Source organism: Amycolatopsis albidoflavus (assembly GCF_039525725.1).
Taxonomy (GTDB): Bacteria; Actinomycetota; Actinomycetes; order Mycobacteriales; family Pseudonocardiaceae; genus Amycolatopsis; species Amycolatopsis albidoflava.
This window is the reverse complement of sequence record NZ_BAAAHV010000005.1, coordinates 132860-149613: the sequence shown is the minus strand read 5'-3', so window position 1 is coordinate 149613 and position 16754 is coordinate 132860. Positions and strand designations below refer to the sequence as shown.

Sequence of the window (16754 nt, the reverse complement as noted above, 5' to 3'; positions counted from 1 at the left end):
GCTGGCGCGCGGTCTGTCCGGGAGGACACACCGCGCGCCGAGACCCGTCAGCCGACGGGCACGTACGCCAGCCCGTGTCCGCCCGGTGCTCCCGCCGCTTCGGTGTCCAAAGTGGTCATCAGGGTGCGGGTCTCGAGATCGATGACCTCCACCGCGGTCGACGCCGCCCCGGACACGAACGCGATCCGACCGTCCGGATCGGACAGAATGGCCAGCGGAAACTCCGTCCGCAGCTCCATCGACCCGAGCACCTCGTTGCTGGTGGCCGAAAATGCCAGCAACCGCCCGCCCAATTCGGCGGCTAGCACCTCGCCTGCGTTTGTGCAATGGATCGGCAGCACTGGACGTTCTGTCTGAAGGATGGTTTCGAGCGACCCGGTGGCCGCGTCGAACACCCGGACTCCGGGCGTCGCGCTAAGCGGCTCGGTGCCGTTGTCCAGATACGGCGTCGCGACGTACAACCTCTTGCCGTCTCGGGAAACTTGCAGCCCTTCACTGCCCGGCACGGAGACGCGTTCGACCTCGCCACTGTCGAGGTCCACAAAGGACACAAATGGCGCTTCCTTGTTGGTCACGAACCCGCGCCGCCCGTCCGGACTGATCGCGACCCAATGCGGTCCCGGCGCGCCAGCCGCGAGATGCCGCACCGGCCGCCGCGTCGCAGTGTCGACCACGACGAGACCGCCTTCGCTGCCGGGACCGGCCTCGACCGTCGCGTACAGCAGCCCGCGCACCGGATCGATCGCCAGCCCGTGCGGCGCGTGGTCCGGCGAGAGGTCGACGACCTCCAGGATCTCGCGCGAATCCGGATCGATCGCGGTCAGTTCGGTCGCCCGCTCGCCGTGGCTGTGATACGCGCCGCGGCGGTACGCGCTCGCGCACCAGACGAGCCGGTGGACCGGGTCGAAGCAGAGGTCGTGCGGCTGGGCGGGCACTTCGACGGTGCCGAGATGCTTCCCGGACCCGATGTCGAAGAACGCGACCGCCGATCCCTTCGCTCCCGCGACCGCGAGTATCGCTTCTCGCATAGATTTTCTCCTCCTGTTGGCTTACGTGATCCACTCTGGGCTGTCGCGGATTGTGCGTCGATGCAAGAATCGGCACGGAATTCTTCCGCTTCACGCAAACCTTCCGGATGGTCATGGACCTCAACCTCTTGCGCGTATTGGACGTCCTGCTGCAGGAAGGCAGCGTCACGCGCGCCGCGGCCAGGCTGGGCAGCTCGCCCGCCGCGGTGAGCCGCACCCTCGCCAAGCTGCGCCGCGCCGCCGGTGACCCGCTTCTGGTGCGTGCGGGCCAAGGCATGGTCCCGACCCCGCGCGCGCTGGAGTTGAAGGACGAAGTCGCCGCCCTGGTGCACCGCGCCGACCGCATCCTGGGCCCCGGTCCCGGCTTCACCCCCGCGGACTTGCGCCGCACTTTCACCATCCAAGCCGCCGACCTGGTGGTAAGCGGCTCAGCCGGCCCGCTCGCCGCCCGCATCCGTGCTGAAGCCCCGCACGTCGAGGTCATTTTCCTGCCGGAGTCCACAGAGGACAGCGGGGCGCTGCGCGACGGCCGGGTAGACCTCGAGATCGGCGCCGCCGGTCATCACGACCCGGAAACCCGCACCGAGCCGTTGGTGCGATCGACCGTCCTAGGCATTGCGCGGCAAGGAAATCCGCTCTTCGACGCGCGGGTGGTTCCAGCGCGCTTCGCCGCCGCCGAGCACATCGGCATCTCCCGCCGAGGCAAGCAACATGGCCCGATCGACACCGCGTTGGCCCAGCTGGGCCTGCACCGCCGGGTCGCCGTCGTCGTCCCCGGCCACCCGAGCGCACTGGCCCTGGCGAGCAGCAGCGATTTGGTGACCATCGGCGTCGCAGGCTGGCTGGACCCGTTCCTGGCCGCGCTGGGTTTGCGAACCTTCGACATCCCGCTGGACCTGCCGCCGATCGAACTGGGCCTGGCCTGGCACCCGCGCACCGCCACCGACCCCGCCCAGCTCTGGTTCCGGGCCCGGGTGCGCACCGCCATGCTCGCCGGTTTGTCCTCTTGACCAGCGGGGATGCGTTTTCTGTCGGTCCCTCCTGGTAGGAATCGAGTCGTGAAGATGACCCTCGCCCAGCGCCGAGCCCGCCTCGGCGTACGCCACCACCTGGCGGCCCGGACGACGACCGTCGAGGAAGCAGTCGACGGCGTCGTCGCGCTGCACGCCACCGATCCCGCTTCGGTGTACCTGTCCGCCTGGTCGCGCGTGCGCGAGGTCTCGGTCGCCGATGTCGAGGAGGCCCTGTACTCCCGGCGCACCCTCCTGCGGTTGCTGGGCATGCGGCGCACCATGTTCGTCACCGATGTCGCCACCGCCGCGCAGGTACAGGCGGCGTGCTCGTACGACATCGCGGCTCGGCAACGCCGTCTGCTGGAGAAGCAGCTGGGCACCCTGGGGCATCCGGAGAATGTCCCGCGTCCGGGCGAATGGCTGGACGAGGTGATGGCGAGCGTCGAGAAAGCCTTGCGAGCCAGGGAATCGGCGACCGCCCAGCAACTGGCGGACGACGAACCGCGCCTGCGCCAGCAACTGCTGATGGCGAAGGGAAAGCCGTACGAGTCGATCGGCAACGTCACCAGCCGGGTGCTGTTCCAGTTGGCCGCCGAGGGCCACATCGTGCGCGGCCGGCCGCGGGGAAGTTGGCAGAGCACGCAGTACTGCTGGTCCCCGCTGACCGATTGGCTGGCGGAAGGCACCACGGGGGTTGCCAGCAGTGCCGACTGGCCAGCCCTCTCCGAAGACGAAGCCCGAACCGCCCTGGCCCGGCGATGGCTGCACGCCTTCGGTCCCGCTCCGATCGCCGACCTCCGCTGGTGGACCGGCTGGAATGCGGGCCAAACGAAAAAGGCGCTCGCCGCCCTCGCCCCCGCCGAAGTGGACCTGGACGGCGAACCCGCAATCGCCCTCCCCGACGACCTCGCCCCGGTCCCCGCGCCCGACCCGTGGATCGCCCTGCTCCCCGCCCTGGATCCGACAGCGATGGGCTGGCAGTCCCGAGACTGGTACGTCGGCCCGCATCGCCCCGCCTTGTTCGACCGCAGCGGCAACATCGGCCCGACAGTCTGGAGCGACGGCCGGATCGTCGGAGCCTGGGCTCAACGCGCGTCCGGCGAAGTCGCGGTTCGCCTGCTGGAGGACGTGGGAGCCGAGAAGACCGCCGCGGTGGAGGCCGAGGCAGCCCGGCTGAGCGAGTGGCTGGGGGAGGCGCGGGTGGTGCCGAAGTTCCGCACACCGGCGGAGAAGGAGGTGTCCGGATAGCGGTTCGCGCTGTGCCGAAATGACCAGTTGCCGCGCGGGCATCGTGCTGGGCCGGACGATTCGGCGGGCAGGGCGACGGACGGCTCAGCGGGTGGGCTGCCTGGTGATCGGATTGCCTCGGCGGTGCAGCCACAGTTCGCCGGACTGCCGCCCGGCAGGGCGACGGACGGCTCAGCTGCTGAGCTGCCTGGTGATCGGATTGCCCCGGCGGTGCAGCCACAGTTCGCCGGACTGCCGCCCGGCAGTTCGTCGGCCGCCGCCCGAGCCAGTCTCGTGGGCTTCGGCCCGCTCGCGAAGGCTCGTCTCCGGCCCGCTCGGTGGTTCGTTCGGCCGCTGCCTGTGTCGGTCCCGGTGGGCTTCGGGTCCGGGCTGTTCCCGAGGGCTTGTCACCGGTTCCGCCTGCCAGTTCGTCAGCCGCGCTCGCCGGCCTCGGTGGGCTTCGGTCCGTTTCGCGAAGGCTCGTCTCCGGCCCCGCTCGATGGTTCGTTCGGCCGCTGCCTGCGCCGGTCCCTGTGGGCTTCGGTCCGTTCCCGAGGGCTCCGGCCCCGCCTGGCAGTTCGTTCCGCCGCCCGAGCCAGCCCCGGCGAGCTTCGGCTCCAGGCCGTCCCCAAGCCCCGGTCCCCGAACCCGCCTGATCCCAGCCGCCCACGCTGTCCCTCGGGGCCCGTCTCGCGCGCCGCCGAGCCCGATCGGACCTCCCGAGCCCGCCCCGTCGGACGGGCCTTCCCCGGCGGTGCCGCCCGACAGCGTGAACCGGGGCACCAAGACCGATCAAGCCACTGGTCCGCCCCGGCCTCGGAGCCCGGCGGGAGCGCTCGCCCTGTTTCGTGCCCTCACCCGGCTGAGCTGGGTTCTTAATCGATTCTTGACGTCTCCCGGCAGTGGTGGAAGTCTCGTCAGGGCAGTCCGGGGCAACGGCGCCCGCACGCTAGGGTTGCGCCGAAACCCGGAAGTCGCGGAGGCTTCTCCGGGGCGGGCGCCCCGGGAGAACTTCCGCAGTGTCCAACCCCACGGCCGGCGGCCGGTGCGCCGCCGCCGTGATCAACACCAGAGGAGTGGCAGCAGTGACCGTTCGCGTAGGTGTCAACGGCTTCGGCCGGATCGGCCGCAACTTCTTCCGTGCCGTGAAGGCGAGCGGTCACGACATCGAGGTCGTCGCGTTCAACGACCTCGGCGACGTCGCCACCATGGCCCACCTGCTCAAGTACGACTCGATCCTCGGCCGCTTCCCGGGCGAGGTCAGCGTCTCCGACGAGGGCATCGTCGTCGACGGCAAGACCATCAAGGCCCTCGCCGAGCGCGACCCGGCCAACCTGCCCTGGGGCGACCTGGGCGTGGACGTCGTCGTCGAGTCGACCGGTTTCTTCACCAACGCCGACGCCGCCAAGGCGCACATCGCCGGCGGCGCGAAGAAGGTCATCATCTCCGCGCCCGCCAAGGGCGAGGACCTGACCGTCGTCCTCGGCGTCAACGACGACAAGTACGACGGCTCGCAGACGATCATCTCCAACGCGTCCTGCACCACCAACTGCCTCGGCCCGCTGGCCAAGGTCCTCAACGACGCCTTCGGCATCGAGCAGGGCCTGATGACCACGATCCACGCCTACACGCAGGACCAGAACCTGCAGGACGGCCCGCACAAGGACCTGCGCCGCGCCCGCGCCGCCGCCCTCAACGTCGTCCCGGCCTCCACCGGCGCGGCCAAGGCGATCGGCCTCGTGCTGCCGGAGCTGCTCGGCAAGCTGGACGGCTACGCGCTGCGCGTCCCGGTCCCGACCGGCTCGGCCACCGACCTCACCGTGACCCTCAAGAAGTCCGCCACGGTCGAGGAGATCAACGCCGCCTACAAGGCCGCCGCCGAGGGCCCGCTGGCCGGCATCCTGAAGTACTCGGTCGACCCGATCGTGTCCTCGGACATCGTCACCGACCCGGCCTCCTGCATCTACGACTCGCCGCTCACCAAGGTGATCGGGAACCAGGTCAAGGTCGTCGGCTGGTACGACAACGAGTGGGGCTACTCCAACCGCCTCGCCGACCTGATCAAGCTCGTCGGCTCCAAGCTCTGAGCCCGATGAGCGTCAAGAACCTCGACGACCTGCTGAGCGAGGGTGTTCAGGGCCGCTACGTGCTGGTGCGCAGCGACCTGAACGTCCCGCTCGACGGGTCGGCCATCACCGACGACGGCCGGGTCCGCGCCGCCCTGCCGACGATCAAGAAGCTCGCCTGCGCGGGCGCGAAGGTCGTCGTCACCGCGCACCTCGGCCGCCCCAAGGGCGAGCCGGACCCGAAGTTCACGCTCGCGCCGGTCGCGAAGCGGCTGGGCGAGCTGCTCGGCTCCGAGGTCCCGCTGGCCGGCGACCTCGTCGGCGAGTCGGCGAAGGCGCTCGTGGCCGGGCTGAGCGACGGCGGTGTCGTGCTGCTGGAGAACGTGCGTTTCGACGCGCGCGAGACCAGCAAGGACGCCGTCGACCGTTCCGAGCTCGCGGCCGAGCTGGCCGCGTTGACGCCGGGCGGGGCGTTCGTCTCCGACGGCTTCGGCGTCGTGCACCGCAAGCAGGCCTCGGTCTACGAGATCGCCGCGGTGCTCCCGGCGTACGCGGGCGGCCTCGTGCTGGCCGAGCTGGACGTGCTGAAGAAGCTCACCGACGACGTCAAGCGGCCGTACGTGGTCGCGCTCGGCGGCTCGAAGGTGTCCGACAAGCTCGGCGTCATCGCGAACCTGCTCACCAAGGTCGACCGGCTGCTCATCGGCGGCGGCATGGCGTACACGTTCCTCAAGGCCAAGGGCTACGAGGTCGGCACGTCGCTGCTGCAGGAGGACCAGCTCGACCAGGTCAAGGGCTTCCTCGCCGAGGCCGAGAAGCGCGGCGTCGAACTGGTGCTGCCGGTCGACGTGCTCGCGGCCGAGGGCTTCGCGGCCGACGCGGCGTACGAGGCCGTCGACGTCACCGCCATCCCGGCCGACCGCATGGGCCTCGACATCGGCCCGCGCAGCGCCGAGCTGTTCGCGCAGAAGCTCGCCGACGCGGCGACTGTCTTCTGGAACGGCCCGATGGGCGTCTTCGAATTCGAAGCGTTCGCCGGCGGCACCCGCGCGGTGGCCGAGGCGCTCGTCAAGAGCGACGCGTTCACCGTGGTCGGCGGCGGCGATTCGGCGGCCGCGGTGCGGCAGCTGGGTCTGCCCGAGGACGGCTTCTCGCACATCTCCACCGGCGGCGGCGCCTCGCTGGAGTACCTGGAAGGCAAGGAGCTGCCCGGCGTGGCGGCGCTGGAGGGGAAGAACTAAGTGGCACGCAAGCCCCTGGTGGCAGGCAACTGGAAGATGAACCTCAACCACCTCGAGGCCATCGCCCTGGTGCAGAAGATCGCCTTCGCGCTGCCGGAGAAGTACTACGCGAAGGTGGACGTGGCCGTGCTGCCGCCGTTCACCGACATCCGCAGCGTGCAGACCCTGATCGACGCCGACAAGCTCTCGCTCACCTACGGCGCGCAGGACCTGTCGCCGCAGGACTCGGGCGCGTTCACCGGCGACATCTCCGGCCCGATGCTGGCGAAGCTGGGCTGCAGCTTCGTCACCGTCGGCCACTCGGAGCGGCGCGCGATCCACGGCGAGACCGACGAGCTGGTCAACAAGAAGGTCAAGGCCGCGCTCAAGCACGGCATTACGCCGATCCTGTGCGTGGGCGAGGAGCTCGAGATCCGCGAGGCGGGCGAGCACCTCGAGCACACCCGCAACCAGCTCGTCGAGGGTCTGAAGGGACTCAAGGCCGAGCAGGTGCAGGCCGTCGTGATCGCGTACGAGCCGGTGTGGGCCATCGGCACCGGCAAGGTCGCGACCGCGGCCGACGCCGAAGAGGTCTGCAAATCCCTGCGCGGGACCCTGTCGGAGAAGTACGGCGACGAGGTCGCCACGGCGGTCCGCGTGCTCTACGGCGGCTCGGTGAAGGCCGGGAACGTCTCCGAGCTGGTGGGCGCGGACAACATCGACGGCGCGCTGGTCGGCGGCGCGAGCCTCGACGGCGAGGAGTTCACCAAACTCTGCGCGCTCGCCGCCGGTGGCCCGCTGCCCTGATCGTGGGCACTAGCGGGTAGCCTGTGTGTTCGGTCCGTCACTAGAGCAGTGGACGAGTCCAGGGGTACGGTGAAGATCCGCACGCTGTGCGGGTCCGGCCGTACCCCTGCATGCTCCGACAAGCACAGAGGATGACATGAAGCTGTTCCTGCAAATCCTGTTGATCGCCTCCAGCGTCCTGCTGGTGGTGGCCGTGCTGCTGCACCGCGGCCGGGGCGGCGGCCTGTCGTCCCTGTTCGGCGGCGGGATGCAGTCGAGCCTGGCGGGGTCCAGCGTCGCCGAGAAGAACCTCGACCGGATCACGCTGCTGCTCGGAGCCATCTGGCTGATCAGCATCGTGGGTCTCGGCCTCCTGCTCAAGGTCTGACCGGGTCCCCGGAAGGGGACTTGCGATCGGCGTGCCTATTGGGGGGCGCGCCGCCGATTCCAACGGGTGAGGATTCATGGTTGGCGGTAACGCGATTCGCGGCACCCGCGTGGGTGCCGGTCCTTCGGGCGAATCGGAGCGGGGTGAATCGGCGCCACGGCGCCGGGTGTCCTATTGGTGTGCGAACGGGCACGAAGCCCGCCCGTCGTTCGCGATGGACGCGGAGGTCCCCGAAGAATGGGATTGCCCGCGCTGCGGGCTTCCCGGCGGGCAAAACGAGCAGAATCCGCCCGCCGCGCCTCGGACCGAGCCGTACAAGACGCATCTGGCTTACGTGAAGGAACGCCGCAGCGACGCCGACGGAGAGGCCATCCTCGCCGAAGCGCTCGAGCGCCTCCGCCAACGCCGAGAACTGATCTGAGGCACGGTTTTTCTCCGGGACCACCGGCTTCCCGTCCGCGAGGGCGAGGGCCGGTGGTTTTTAGTTCCCGGGGATGGTCTGGACCTCGGTGAGGGAGGGTTCAGACCGCTGCGGTCGGTGGCTTGAGTTCGGCGGGGATGCTCCTGTCCGGACGGCGGGCCAGCCGACGTCGTCCGGGTGGTCTGGACCTGGTTGGGGGAGGCTCGGGCCCCTGCGGACCGGGTGTTCGCCGGACCTTCTGTTCAGGTGCCGGGGCCGCCGGGTGTCGTCCGGGTGGTCTGGACCTGACTGAGGGTGGTTCAGACCTCTGGAGTGCGGGGCCTTCTGGTTGTCCGGCAAGCCGAGACAGGTTCAGGCCTCTGGGGCCGGGTGGCGCAGTCTGGTAGTCACGGCTCCTGTTCGGGCTGCGGTGCCAGGCACCGCCCGGGCGGTCTCGATCTGTCGGGAGAGAGGTCTGAACCCCGCTGGCGTTCGCATCCTGACCGGGGGCGATTCCTTGGCGCCGAGCAGTTCTTGACCGGTCCAGACCAATTTCAGGCAAGTCCGAGCAAGGGCTCAGCGGTCCAGCGGATACCGCGCCCGCACCCGGAAGCCGCCGTCTTCCGTCCCGGACGTTTCGAAGCTTCCGCCCAGCAGCCGGGCGCGTTCGGCGAGTCCGGTGAGACCATGGCCGCCCGACGGGAAGGCTTCTCCGGCGCGACAAGCGCGCGCGTTCTCCACCTCGATGTCCAGCGCGCCGCTCGCCGCGTGGATGCGGATCGTCGCCGTCGCGCCGGGGGCGTGTTTGTGGACGTTCGTCAGGCATTCCTGCACCGTCCGGTACGCCGCCGCCGAAACCTGGCTCGGCAGGGTGTCCGGCAGCTGCTCCACGGTCAGCTGCACCGGCACGTCGCACTCGCGGATCAGGTGGTCCAGTTCCCCGATCCCGGGGCGCGGGCCGTCGTCTCCGGAGCCGGACCGCAGCACGCTCACCAGCGAGCGCAGTTCCTCCAGCGTCCGCGTCGAGAGCTGGCGGATGACCTGCGCCGTTTCCAGCGCCGGGCCGTCCTTCGCCTGTGCCTGCAGCGCGCCGGCCTGCATGGCGATCAGCGTGATTTGGTGCGACACCACGTCGTGCATCTCGCGGGCCAGCCGCGCGCGTTCCTCGGCGCGCACCGCGTCGGCGTGGAAGCGGCGTTCGCGGTCGCGGCTCTTCGCCAGCTCGCGCAGTTTCGCCGAGATCTCCGCGCGCGCCCCGATCAGCAGGCCGATCGCGATCGGCATTCCGGCGACCAGGACGCCGTAGATCCCGTCGAGGACGTGTTCGCGCCAGCTCAGTTCCGCGAACTCCGACAGCGGCCACCGCACGAACCGGCAGGTGAACACGAGTCCCGCGCCAACCCAGGTCTGCCAGTGCAGTTGCCGCCGCGTCGCGAGCATGCCCAGGTTGAGCATCGACGCCAGCTGCGCCCATCCGGCGAAGAATCCCGGCGCCGCGGCGAGCACCGCGAGGAACGGGAAGCGCCGCCGCACCACGACCGCGAGGCACGCGGCGGCGGACAGGTACAGCGAATAGGGCTGTGCCTTCGGCGGCACGACCAGCCAGACGTCGAGCACCGCCAGCAGCACCACCACCGCTTCGACCGCGATCGTCGCGACGAGGGGTTTCCGGAACACGGCGAACACGCCGGTCAGACTGGCGCGCCTGGCCCGTCGAGCGGCTCCCGCTGCGGAGCTGCTCATCGAGATGCCAGGAATCGAGAGTCCCTCAGTGCTCATCGCGGCGACCCCATTCGTCTTGTGGACTTAGTGATGAGATGCTCCGGCCACCCGATCGGGACGCGCGGCGGTGAACAAATGTGCGGATGCTAACGGGAACGTGTGTGTTGCCAGTAAGTTTCACCCAGAGTGGTTCTTGTGGTGTTGTAATCTCCACAACTGCTCCAACAGGATGAACGAAGCGCGGTCGACATCACCATGTGTCGATCACATCACCTTATGTTCACCATACGGCGGTTCCCACATACTGGTGAGCCGCTTTTTGGCGGAGTGTCAGTTACTCCGTTTGCCGCCCAGGTCGGGACCAGGTCTTAGCCACGCGAACAGGCGACAGATCACCCGTGCGGGTGGGTGGGAAGTGTCGGAGCGCAGTCGAAGGCCGCCGCGGCGTGGCGAGCACGAAGCGGCGGCCTCCGAATGATCGGCCTGCCGAGGCTTACGCGGGGGTCTCCGCGGTCGCGACGAGCACCGCGCGGCCGAGCACGTGGCCGAACATGGTGAATCCGAGGACGGCGGGCGTCGCGTCGGCCGGGACGCCGATCGACTCGACATCCAGGGCGTGCACGACGACGAAGTAGCGGTGTTCGCCGTGGCCGGCTGGCGGGGCCGCGCCGATGAAGCGCGCGGCCCCGGCGTCGTTGCGCAGCTGGAACGCGCCGTCGGGCAGTCCGGAGCCGGTGTCGTCGCCCGCGCCTTCCGGCAGGTCGGTGACGGTGGCCGGGATATCGGCGACGACCCAGTGCCAGAAGCCGGAGCCGGTCGGCGCGTCGGCGTCGTAGACCGTGACGGCGTAGCTCTTCGTGCCTTCCGGCGCTCCGGTCCAGGACAGCTGCGGTGACGTGTCTTTGCCGCCGGGCACGCCGAAAATCCCGGAGAACTGCTCGGCGGACCAGGCCGCGCCGTCGGCGACGGTCGTGCTCGCGACGGTGAAGCTCGGCACCTCGGGAAGGCGTGCGAACGGGGAGTTGGCGGACATGAGTTCCTCTCACGGGAAGCGGTACCTGATCGACGATAGCAATAATAATCGATGATTTGTCAGATCGTCTATCCTGAGGGCATGAAGCAGATGCTGTCCGAGCAGATCTACGACCAGGTCCGCGCGGCGATCATGCGCGGCGAGGTCGAGCCGGGGCAGGCGCTGAAGCCGCAGGAGCTGGCGGCGCGGTACGAGGTCAGTCTCGCCGTGGTGCGCGAGGCGCTGGTCCGGTTGGCCGGGGAGGGATTGGCGGAACGGCTGACCAACCGCGGGTTCGCGGTGCCGGCGCTCGCCGACCGGCGGTGGCAGGAGATCGTCGAGGCGCGCCAGACGGTCGAGCCCGCGATGCTGCGGTTGTCGGTCGTGCGCGGAGACTTGGAGTGGGAGACGCGGGTGCGCGCGGCGGGACACCGGCTCGCCCGGACGCCGATGTATGTGCCGGACGAAGGCAGCTACTACTCCGCTGCTTGGGCGGAAGCGCACCGCTTGTTCCACCGCACGCTGCTCGACGGCTGCGGGAACGCGGTGCTGTTGGAGAATTTCGACCGGATGTGGGCAGCGAGCGAACTGGCCCGGCGGTGGACGGTGCACCCGGCGTACCGGCTCCCGGTGGAGGACGTGCTCGCCCAGCACGAGGAGCTGGAGCGGGCGGCGCTGGGCCGGGATCCGGAGGTCGCGGCGGGGTTGCTGACGGACCATTTGGGGGCGACGGCGGCGCTGCTGGCGGGTGCGGAGCCAGCGGGGGAGTAGCGGCGAGAATTCCTTGCCGCGCGACGGAGACGGGCCCGGTCGCGATGCGCGGGGAATTGGCGGCGAACCACCTGGCGGGGGAACAATGCGCGTGAGCGCAGCGCCGGGATAAGCCCGCTTCCCTTGCTCCACAACGAAAAAAGCTCCCCGCGCCAACGCGCGAGGAGCCCTTTCCGGCAAACCGTCTTACTCGGCTGGCGGCTCGTACACCTTCGTCAGCTTCCCGGCCGCCTCGCGGTCCAGGAGCCACAGCGTCCGCCGGTATCCGCGAGCGCCCGAGACCGGGATCTGCGTTTCCGGCGCACCGGCCAGTGCCTGCGCGACCGCGTCCGCCTTGGCGGTGCCCGCCGTCATCAGCCACACCTCGCGGGCGCGGCGGATGGCCGGCAGCGTGAGCGAAACGCGCGTCGGTGGGGGCTTCGGGCAGTCGCGGACCGGCACCACCGAGCGCTGGGTTTCGCGCACCTCGGCGGTTTCCGGGAACAGCGACGCCGTGTGGCCCTCGCCGCCGAGGCCCAGCAGCATGATGTCGAACTCCGGCACGTCGGCATCGGGGCCGGCCGCGTCGGACAGGACCTTCGCGTAGGCCTCGGCGGCCGCGTCGACGTCGTCGCCGAATTCGCCGTCCGACGGGGCCATCGCGTGCACCCGCTCCGGAGCCAGCGGCACGTGGTCGAGCAGGGCTTCGCGCGCGCCCTTCTCGTTGCGCTCGTCCGAATCCGCCGGGACGAACCGTTCGTCGCCCCAGTAGATGTCCAGCCGCGACCAGTCGATCGCGTCCCGCGCGCTCGACTCCCGCAGTTCCCGCAGCACGGCGATGCCGGTGCCGCCGCCGGTGAGCACCACCGACGCCGCGCCCCGGGCCGCCTGCACGTCGACGATCCGCGTTACCAGGCGGGCCGCGGCGGCCGCGGCGAGCAGGTCCGGGTTTTCGTAGACGACGACCTCGGTCCGGCTCATGACGTGCTCTTTTCCGCCGTCTTGCGGGCCGTCTTCGGCTTCGCGGCGGCAGCGGGCTTGGCGGCGGAAGCCTTGGCGGCAGCGGGTTTCGACCCGTTGGACGCGGCGATCTTGTGCAGCCCGTGCAGCGCCGCCTCGTAGATCTCGTCCGGGTCGAGCCGCCGGAGTTCCTCCACGAGGCACTCCGGGTTGCTGCGCCGCTGCAACGCGATCCGCCGCGTCGGCTGGCCCGGCTGGGTCAGCGTGCCGACCCGCCCGTCCGGCCGCGTCAGCTCCACCGCGCCCGACTTCCGCTCCAGCTTCACCGAGATGATGCCCTGCGCGCTCGAGCTCTTGACCCGGTGCACCGGAGCCTTGAGGTACTCGGCGAGCCAGCCCGCGAGCAGTTCGGTGGACGGCGAATCCGCCTCGCCGGTCACCGTCGCGCTCGTGATCTTCTCGTACGGCGGGAGGTCCAGCGCCGACACCAGCTGCGCCCGCCAGCGGGTCAGCCGGGTCCACGCCAGGTCGGTGTCACCCTCCACATAGGACTTCGCACGCGTGGTGAGAGACCTTATGGGGCTCTTTTCCGCGGCCGAGTCGGTGATCCGCCGCTGCGCCAGCTGGCCGAGCGGGTCCTCCGCGGGAGCCTTCGGACCGGCGCCCGGCCACCAGGTGACGATCGGCGCGTCCGGCAGCAGCAGCGGCACCACGGCGCTCTGCCCCTGCGCGGCCAGCGGACCGTACAGCCGCAGCACGATGACCTCGCTCGCGCCGGCGTCGCCGCCGACGCGGATCTGGCCGTCTATGCGCGGCGCGGCCGTGCGCGCGCCCTTCGCCACGACGATCACCCGCGACGGGTGCTCGCGGCTGGCGTCGTTCGCGGCCTCGATGGCGTCCTCGAGCTTGGCGTCGTCGTCCGCGACGATCACCAGCGTCAGCACCCGGCCGAGCGCGACCTGGCCGCCCTGCTCGCGGATCTCCACCAGTTTCTTGTTCAGCGCCGACGTCGTGGTCGACGGCAGGTCGATGATCACGGACGCCTCCAGTGCCTGCCGGTACGTTCGAGCATTTCGTCAGCCGATTTCGGTCCCCAGCTGCCCGGCGGGTACTGCTCCGGCGCGGTGCCCAGCTTCGCCCAGTGCGAGAGCACCGGGTCGAGGATTTCCCACGACAGCTCGACTTCCTCGTTCACCGGGAACAGCGACGGCTCGCCCAGCAGCACGTCCAGGATCAGCCGCTCGTAGGCCTCCGGCGACGATTCGGTGAACGCGTGGCCGTAGCCGAAGTCCATCGTGACGTCGCGGACCTCCATCGTGGTCCCCGGCACCTTCGAGCCGAACCGCAGCGTGATGCCCTCGTCCGGCTGCACGCGGATGACCAGCGCGTTCTGCCCCAGCTCCTCGGTGGAGGTGGAGTCGAACGGCAGGTGCGGCGCGCGCTTGAACACGACCGCGATCTCGGTGACGCGACGGCCGAGCCGCTTGCCGGTGCGCAGGTAGAACGGCACGCCCGCCCAGCGGCGGTTCTGCACCTCCAGCGTCACCGCGGCGTAGGTCTCGGTCTTCGAATCCTTCGCGAATCCGGCTTCCTGCAACAGCCCCGGCACCTTGGTGCCGCCCTGCCAGCCGCCCGCGTACTGCCCGCGCGCGGTGGTCTGGTCCAGCGGCAGCATCGGTTTGGTCGCCGCCAGCACCTTGGCCTTCTCCGAGCGCAGCGCCTTCGGCTCGAACGACAGCGGCTCGTCCATCGCGGTGAAGGCGAGCAGCTGCAGCAGGTGGTTCTGGATGACGTCGCGCGCGGCGCCGATCCCGTCGTAGTACCCGGCGCGGCCGCCGAGGCCGATGTCCTCGGCCATGGTGATCTGCACGTGGTCGATGAAGTTGGCGTTCCAGATCGGCTCGAACAGCTGGTTCGCGAAGCGCAGCGCCAGGATGTTCTGCACCGTCTCCTTGCCGAGGTAGTGGTCGATGCGGAACACCGACTCCTCGGGGAAGACGTCGTTCACGATCGCGTTGAGCTCCTTGGCGCTCTTGAGATCGTGGCCGAACGGCTTCTCGATGACCACGCGCCGCCAGGTGTTCTCGTCGGCCTGCGCGAGGCCTGAGCGCGCCAGCTGCTTGGTCACCACCGGGAACGCGCCCGGCGGGATCGAGAGGTAGAACGCCGTGTTGCCGCCGGTGCCGCGTTCCTCGTCCAGCTCGCGCACGGTCTGCGCGAGCCGGTCGAAGGCGTCGTCGTCGTCGAAAGTGCCCTGGACGAACCGGATTCCTTCGGCGAGCCGGTTCCACACCGACTCCTTGAACGGCGTCCGCGCGTGCTCCCGCACCGAATCGTGCACCAGCTCGCCGAAGTCCTGGTGTTCCCAGTCCCGGCGGGCGAAGCCGACCAGCGAGAACCCGGCGGGCAGCAGCCCGCGGTGCGCGAGGTCGTAGATGGCGGGCATCAGCTTCTTGCGCGCCAGGTCGCCGGTGACGCCGAAGATCACCAGGCTCGACGGACCGGCGATCCGCGGCAGCCGCTTGTCGCGCGGATCCCGCAGCGGGTTGCGCCAGGTGGTCACTGAGCGGCCTCCTGCACTGCCCGGACGAGCTCGGCGAGCCCGGCGGCACGGTCGGTCAGGTGCAGCCGCAGCACCGGACGCCCGTGCTCGGCGAGCACTTGGCCGTCGCCGAGGGCCTGCGCGTGCTGGAGCTGCCCCAGCGTGTACGGGCGGTCCGGCACCGAGAGGTCCTCGTCGACAGCACCGGTGATCTGCAGGAAGCTGCCGTTCTGGTGGCCGCCCTTGTGGTACTGCCCGGTGGAGTGCAGGAACCGCGGGCCCCAGCCGAACGTGGTCTGCACGCCGGTCCGCTTCGCGATTTCGCCGCGCAGCAACGAAGTCGACGCGTCGTCCAGCCGGTCCAAGTAGGCCTGCACGGCGATGTAGCCGCCGTCGGCCACCGAGCCGAAGAACGCGCGGAGCACGTCGGCGAGCTTGCCGTCGGTCGAGACCCCTTCGCTGCCAAAGACTTCGACGGCACCGTCCACAGTGGCCGGTTCCTCGCCGCCCTTCAGCTTCTCCGGGTCGTCCAGCAGCGCACGCGCCGCCTTCTTCGCCGCCTCGACGTCCGGCTGGTCGAACGGGTTGATCTCCAGCAGCCGTCCGACGAGCGCGGTCGCGAACTCCCACAACAGGAACTGCGCGCCGAGCGGGCCGGTCACCGAGATCTGCGCCGCACCTTCCGCGGCGCCGATCGCGACCGCGGTCGCGTCCTTGCCGTGGTCGGCGAACCCGGGCGCGTCCGGGCCTTCGACGGCCACCGGCAGCAGTCCGGTGCCGAGCTTGCCGGTGGACTCGGCGATCAGCTGCTCCGCCCAGTCCGGGAATCCCTTGATGCCCGAACCAGTGTCGGCCAGCACGACCTTCTCCGCGCCTGCTTCATGCGCCGCGCCCCAAGCCGCCGCCAGTTGCACAGCCGGGTTCTCGGCGGTGTCCTCGGCGAGCGTCTCCGCCACCGACGCGGCCTGGTCGAGCAGTCGCGCGACGTCCGCGCCCGCGAGACCGGCCGGCACGAGGCCGAACGCGGTCAGCGCGGAGTAGCGGCCGCCGACGTGCGGGTCCGCCAGGAAGGTCTTGCGGTAGCCCTCTTTCTCCGCCAGTTCGGAGAACGGGGAGCCGGGATCGGTGACGACGACGATGCGTCGCGCCGCGTCGATCCCGGCGTCCGCGAACGCCTTGGCGAAAATCCGGCGGTGGCTGTCCGTCTCGACGGTGCCGCCGGATTTCGACGACACCACGATGACAGTGCGCTCGAGGTCGCCCGCGAGCGCGTCGGCCACCTGGCCGGGGTCGGTCGTGTCGAGCACCGTGAGCGGGACGCCGGCGGTGGCGGTGATGACCTCCGGCGCGAGCGACGAGCCGCCCATGCCGGCGAGCACCACGCGGTCCACGCCCTCGCCGCGCAGTTCCGCGCGCAGCGCTTCGATTTCCCCGATCAACGGACGCGACGACTTGTGCAACGTCGTCCAGGACAATCGGATCGACGCTTCGGACTCGGCGTCCGGACCCCACAGCGTGGAGTCCTTGGCGGCGAGCTTGGCAGCGGCGCCGTCTTCGGCCAGCCGCTGCGCCAGCGGCGCTGCCTTTTCTGCCAGTTCGGCGTCGACGATCACGACGCCGGTTTCGTCCCCGCTCATGGT

At 70.2% G+C, this 16754-nt stretch carries 15 protein-coding genes; 8 read left to right on the top strand and 7 right to left on the bottom strand.

Translation table 11 applies throughout. From position 1 onward, the window contains the following. Positions 1-47: 47 nt before the first annotated feature. Complete coding sequence (locus ABD156_RS05215) at positions 48-1028, bottom strand: YncE family protein (protein WP_344267261.1); 981 nt, start codon at positions 1026-1028, stop codon at positions 48-50. A gap of 113 nt (positions 1029-1141) precedes the next feature. Here ABD156_RS05215 and ABD156_RS05210 point away from each other — a divergent pair, with 113 nt between their 5' ends. The 7 genes from ABD156_RS05210 to ABD156_RS05180 all read left to right on the top strand — a co-directional run bounded on the left by ABD156_RS05210 (position 1142) and on the right by ABD156_RS05180 (position 8149). Beyond that, the gene (locus ABD156_RS05210) at positions 1142-2038 is read left to right on the top strand and encodes a LysR family transcriptional regulator (protein WP_344267259.1); all 897 of its coding nucleotides are present in this window, start codon (positions 1142-1144) and stop codon (positions 2036-2038) included. A gap of 54 nt (positions 2039-2092) precedes the next feature. Then, on the top strand, positions 2093-3289 hold the full coding sequence (locus ABD156_RS05205; RefSeq protein ID WP_344268477.1) for a winged helix DNA-binding domain-containing protein: 1197 nt from the start codon (positions 2093-2095) through the stop codon (positions 3287-3289). Between the two features lie 1064 nt (positions 3290-4353). Continuing rightward, the gene (gene gap / locus ABD156_RS05200; RefSeq protein ID WP_344267257.1) at positions 4354-5355 is read left to right on the top strand and encodes a type I glyceraldehyde-3-phosphate dehydrogenase; all 1002 of its coding nucleotides are present in this window, start codon (positions 4354-4356) and stop codon (positions 5353-5355) included. A 5-nt stretch (positions 5356-5360) separates the two neighbouring features. Further along, entirely contained in the window at positions 5361-6575 is a 1215-nt protein-coding gene (locus ABD156_RS05195; RefSeq protein ID WP_344267255.1) for a phosphoglycerate kinase, read from the top strand. Next, a complete protein-coding gene (gene tpiA / locus ABD156_RS05190; protein WP_344267253.1) occupies positions 6576-7361 on the top strand; it encodes a triose-phosphate isomerase in 786 nt (261 codons plus the stop codon). A 136-nt stretch (positions 7362-7497) separates the two neighbouring features. After that, positions 7498-7728 carry a preprotein translocase subunit SecG gene (gene secG / locus ABD156_RS05185; RefSeq protein WP_033292761.1) on the top strand — a complete coding sequence of 77 codons (231 nt, stop codon included), beginning with the start codon at positions 7498-7500 and terminating at the stop codon, positions 7726-7728. A 76-nt stretch (positions 7729-7804) separates the two neighbouring features. Then, positions 7805-8149, top strand: coding sequence for an RNA polymerase-binding protein RbpA (locus tag ABD156_RS05180; RefSeq protein ID WP_344267249.1), 345 nt, complete (start codon positions 7805-7807; stop codon positions 8147-8149). A gap of 555 nt (positions 8150-8704) precedes the next feature. Here the strand turns inward: ABD156_RS05180 and ABD156_RS05175 are convergent. Then, the gene (locus ABD156_RS05175) at positions 8705-9907 is read right to left on the bottom strand and encodes a sensor histidine kinase (RefSeq protein ID WP_344267247.1); all 1203 of its coding nucleotides are present in this window, start codon (positions 9905-9907) and stop codon (positions 8705-8707) included. Between the two features lie 436 nt (positions 9908-10343). After that, entirely contained in the window at positions 10344-10883 is a 540-nt protein-coding gene (locus tag ABD156_RS05170; RefSeq protein ID WP_344267245.1) for a YbhB/YbcL family Raf kinase inhibitor-like protein, read from the bottom strand. A 90-nt stretch (positions 10884-10973) separates the two neighbouring features. Between ABD156_RS05170 and ABD156_RS05165 the strand changes: the two genes are divergently transcribed. Beyond that, the gene (locus ABD156_RS05165; RefSeq protein WP_344268474.1) at positions 10974-11633 is read left to right on the top strand and encodes a GntR family transcriptional regulator; all 660 of its coding nucleotides are present in this window, start codon (positions 10974-10976) and stop codon (positions 11631-11633) included. Between the two features lie 186 nt (positions 11634-11819). Here the strand turns inward: ABD156_RS05165 and pgl are convergent, their stop codons facing one another. The 4 genes from pgl to ABD156_RS05145 are packed head-to-tail and all read right to left on the bottom strand — an operon-like array spanning position 11820 to position 16751. Continuing rightward, a complete protein-coding gene (gene pgl, locus ABD156_RS05160; RefSeq protein ID WP_344267243.1) occupies positions 11820-12593 on the bottom strand; it encodes a 6-phosphogluconolactonase in 774 nt (257 codons plus the stop codon). Next, positions 12590-13609: a glucose-6-phosphate dehydrogenase assembly protein OpcA gene (gene opcA, locus ABD156_RS05155; RefSeq protein ID WP_344267241.1), complete on the bottom strand. Its 1020-nt coding sequence runs from the start codon at positions 13607-13609 to the stop codon at positions 12590-12592. Before opcA ends, pgl begins: the two co-directional genes overlap by 4 nt. After that, positions 13606-15135: a glucose-6-phosphate dehydrogenase gene (zwf, locus tag ABD156_RS05150; protein ID WP_344267239.1), complete on the bottom strand. Its 1530-nt coding sequence runs from the start codon at positions 15133-15135 to the stop codon at positions 13606-13608. The genes opcA and zwf overlap by 4 nt, the downstream gene beginning before the upstream one ends. Further along, the gene (locus ABD156_RS05145) at positions 15132-16751 is read right to left on the bottom strand and encodes a glucose-6-phosphate isomerase (RefSeq protein WP_344267237.1); all 1620 of its coding nucleotides are present in this window, start codon (positions 16749-16751) and stop codon (positions 15132-15134) included. The genes zwf and ABD156_RS05145 overlap by 4 nt, the downstream gene beginning before the upstream one ends. Between the last annotated feature and the right edge of the window lie 3 nt (positions 16752-16754).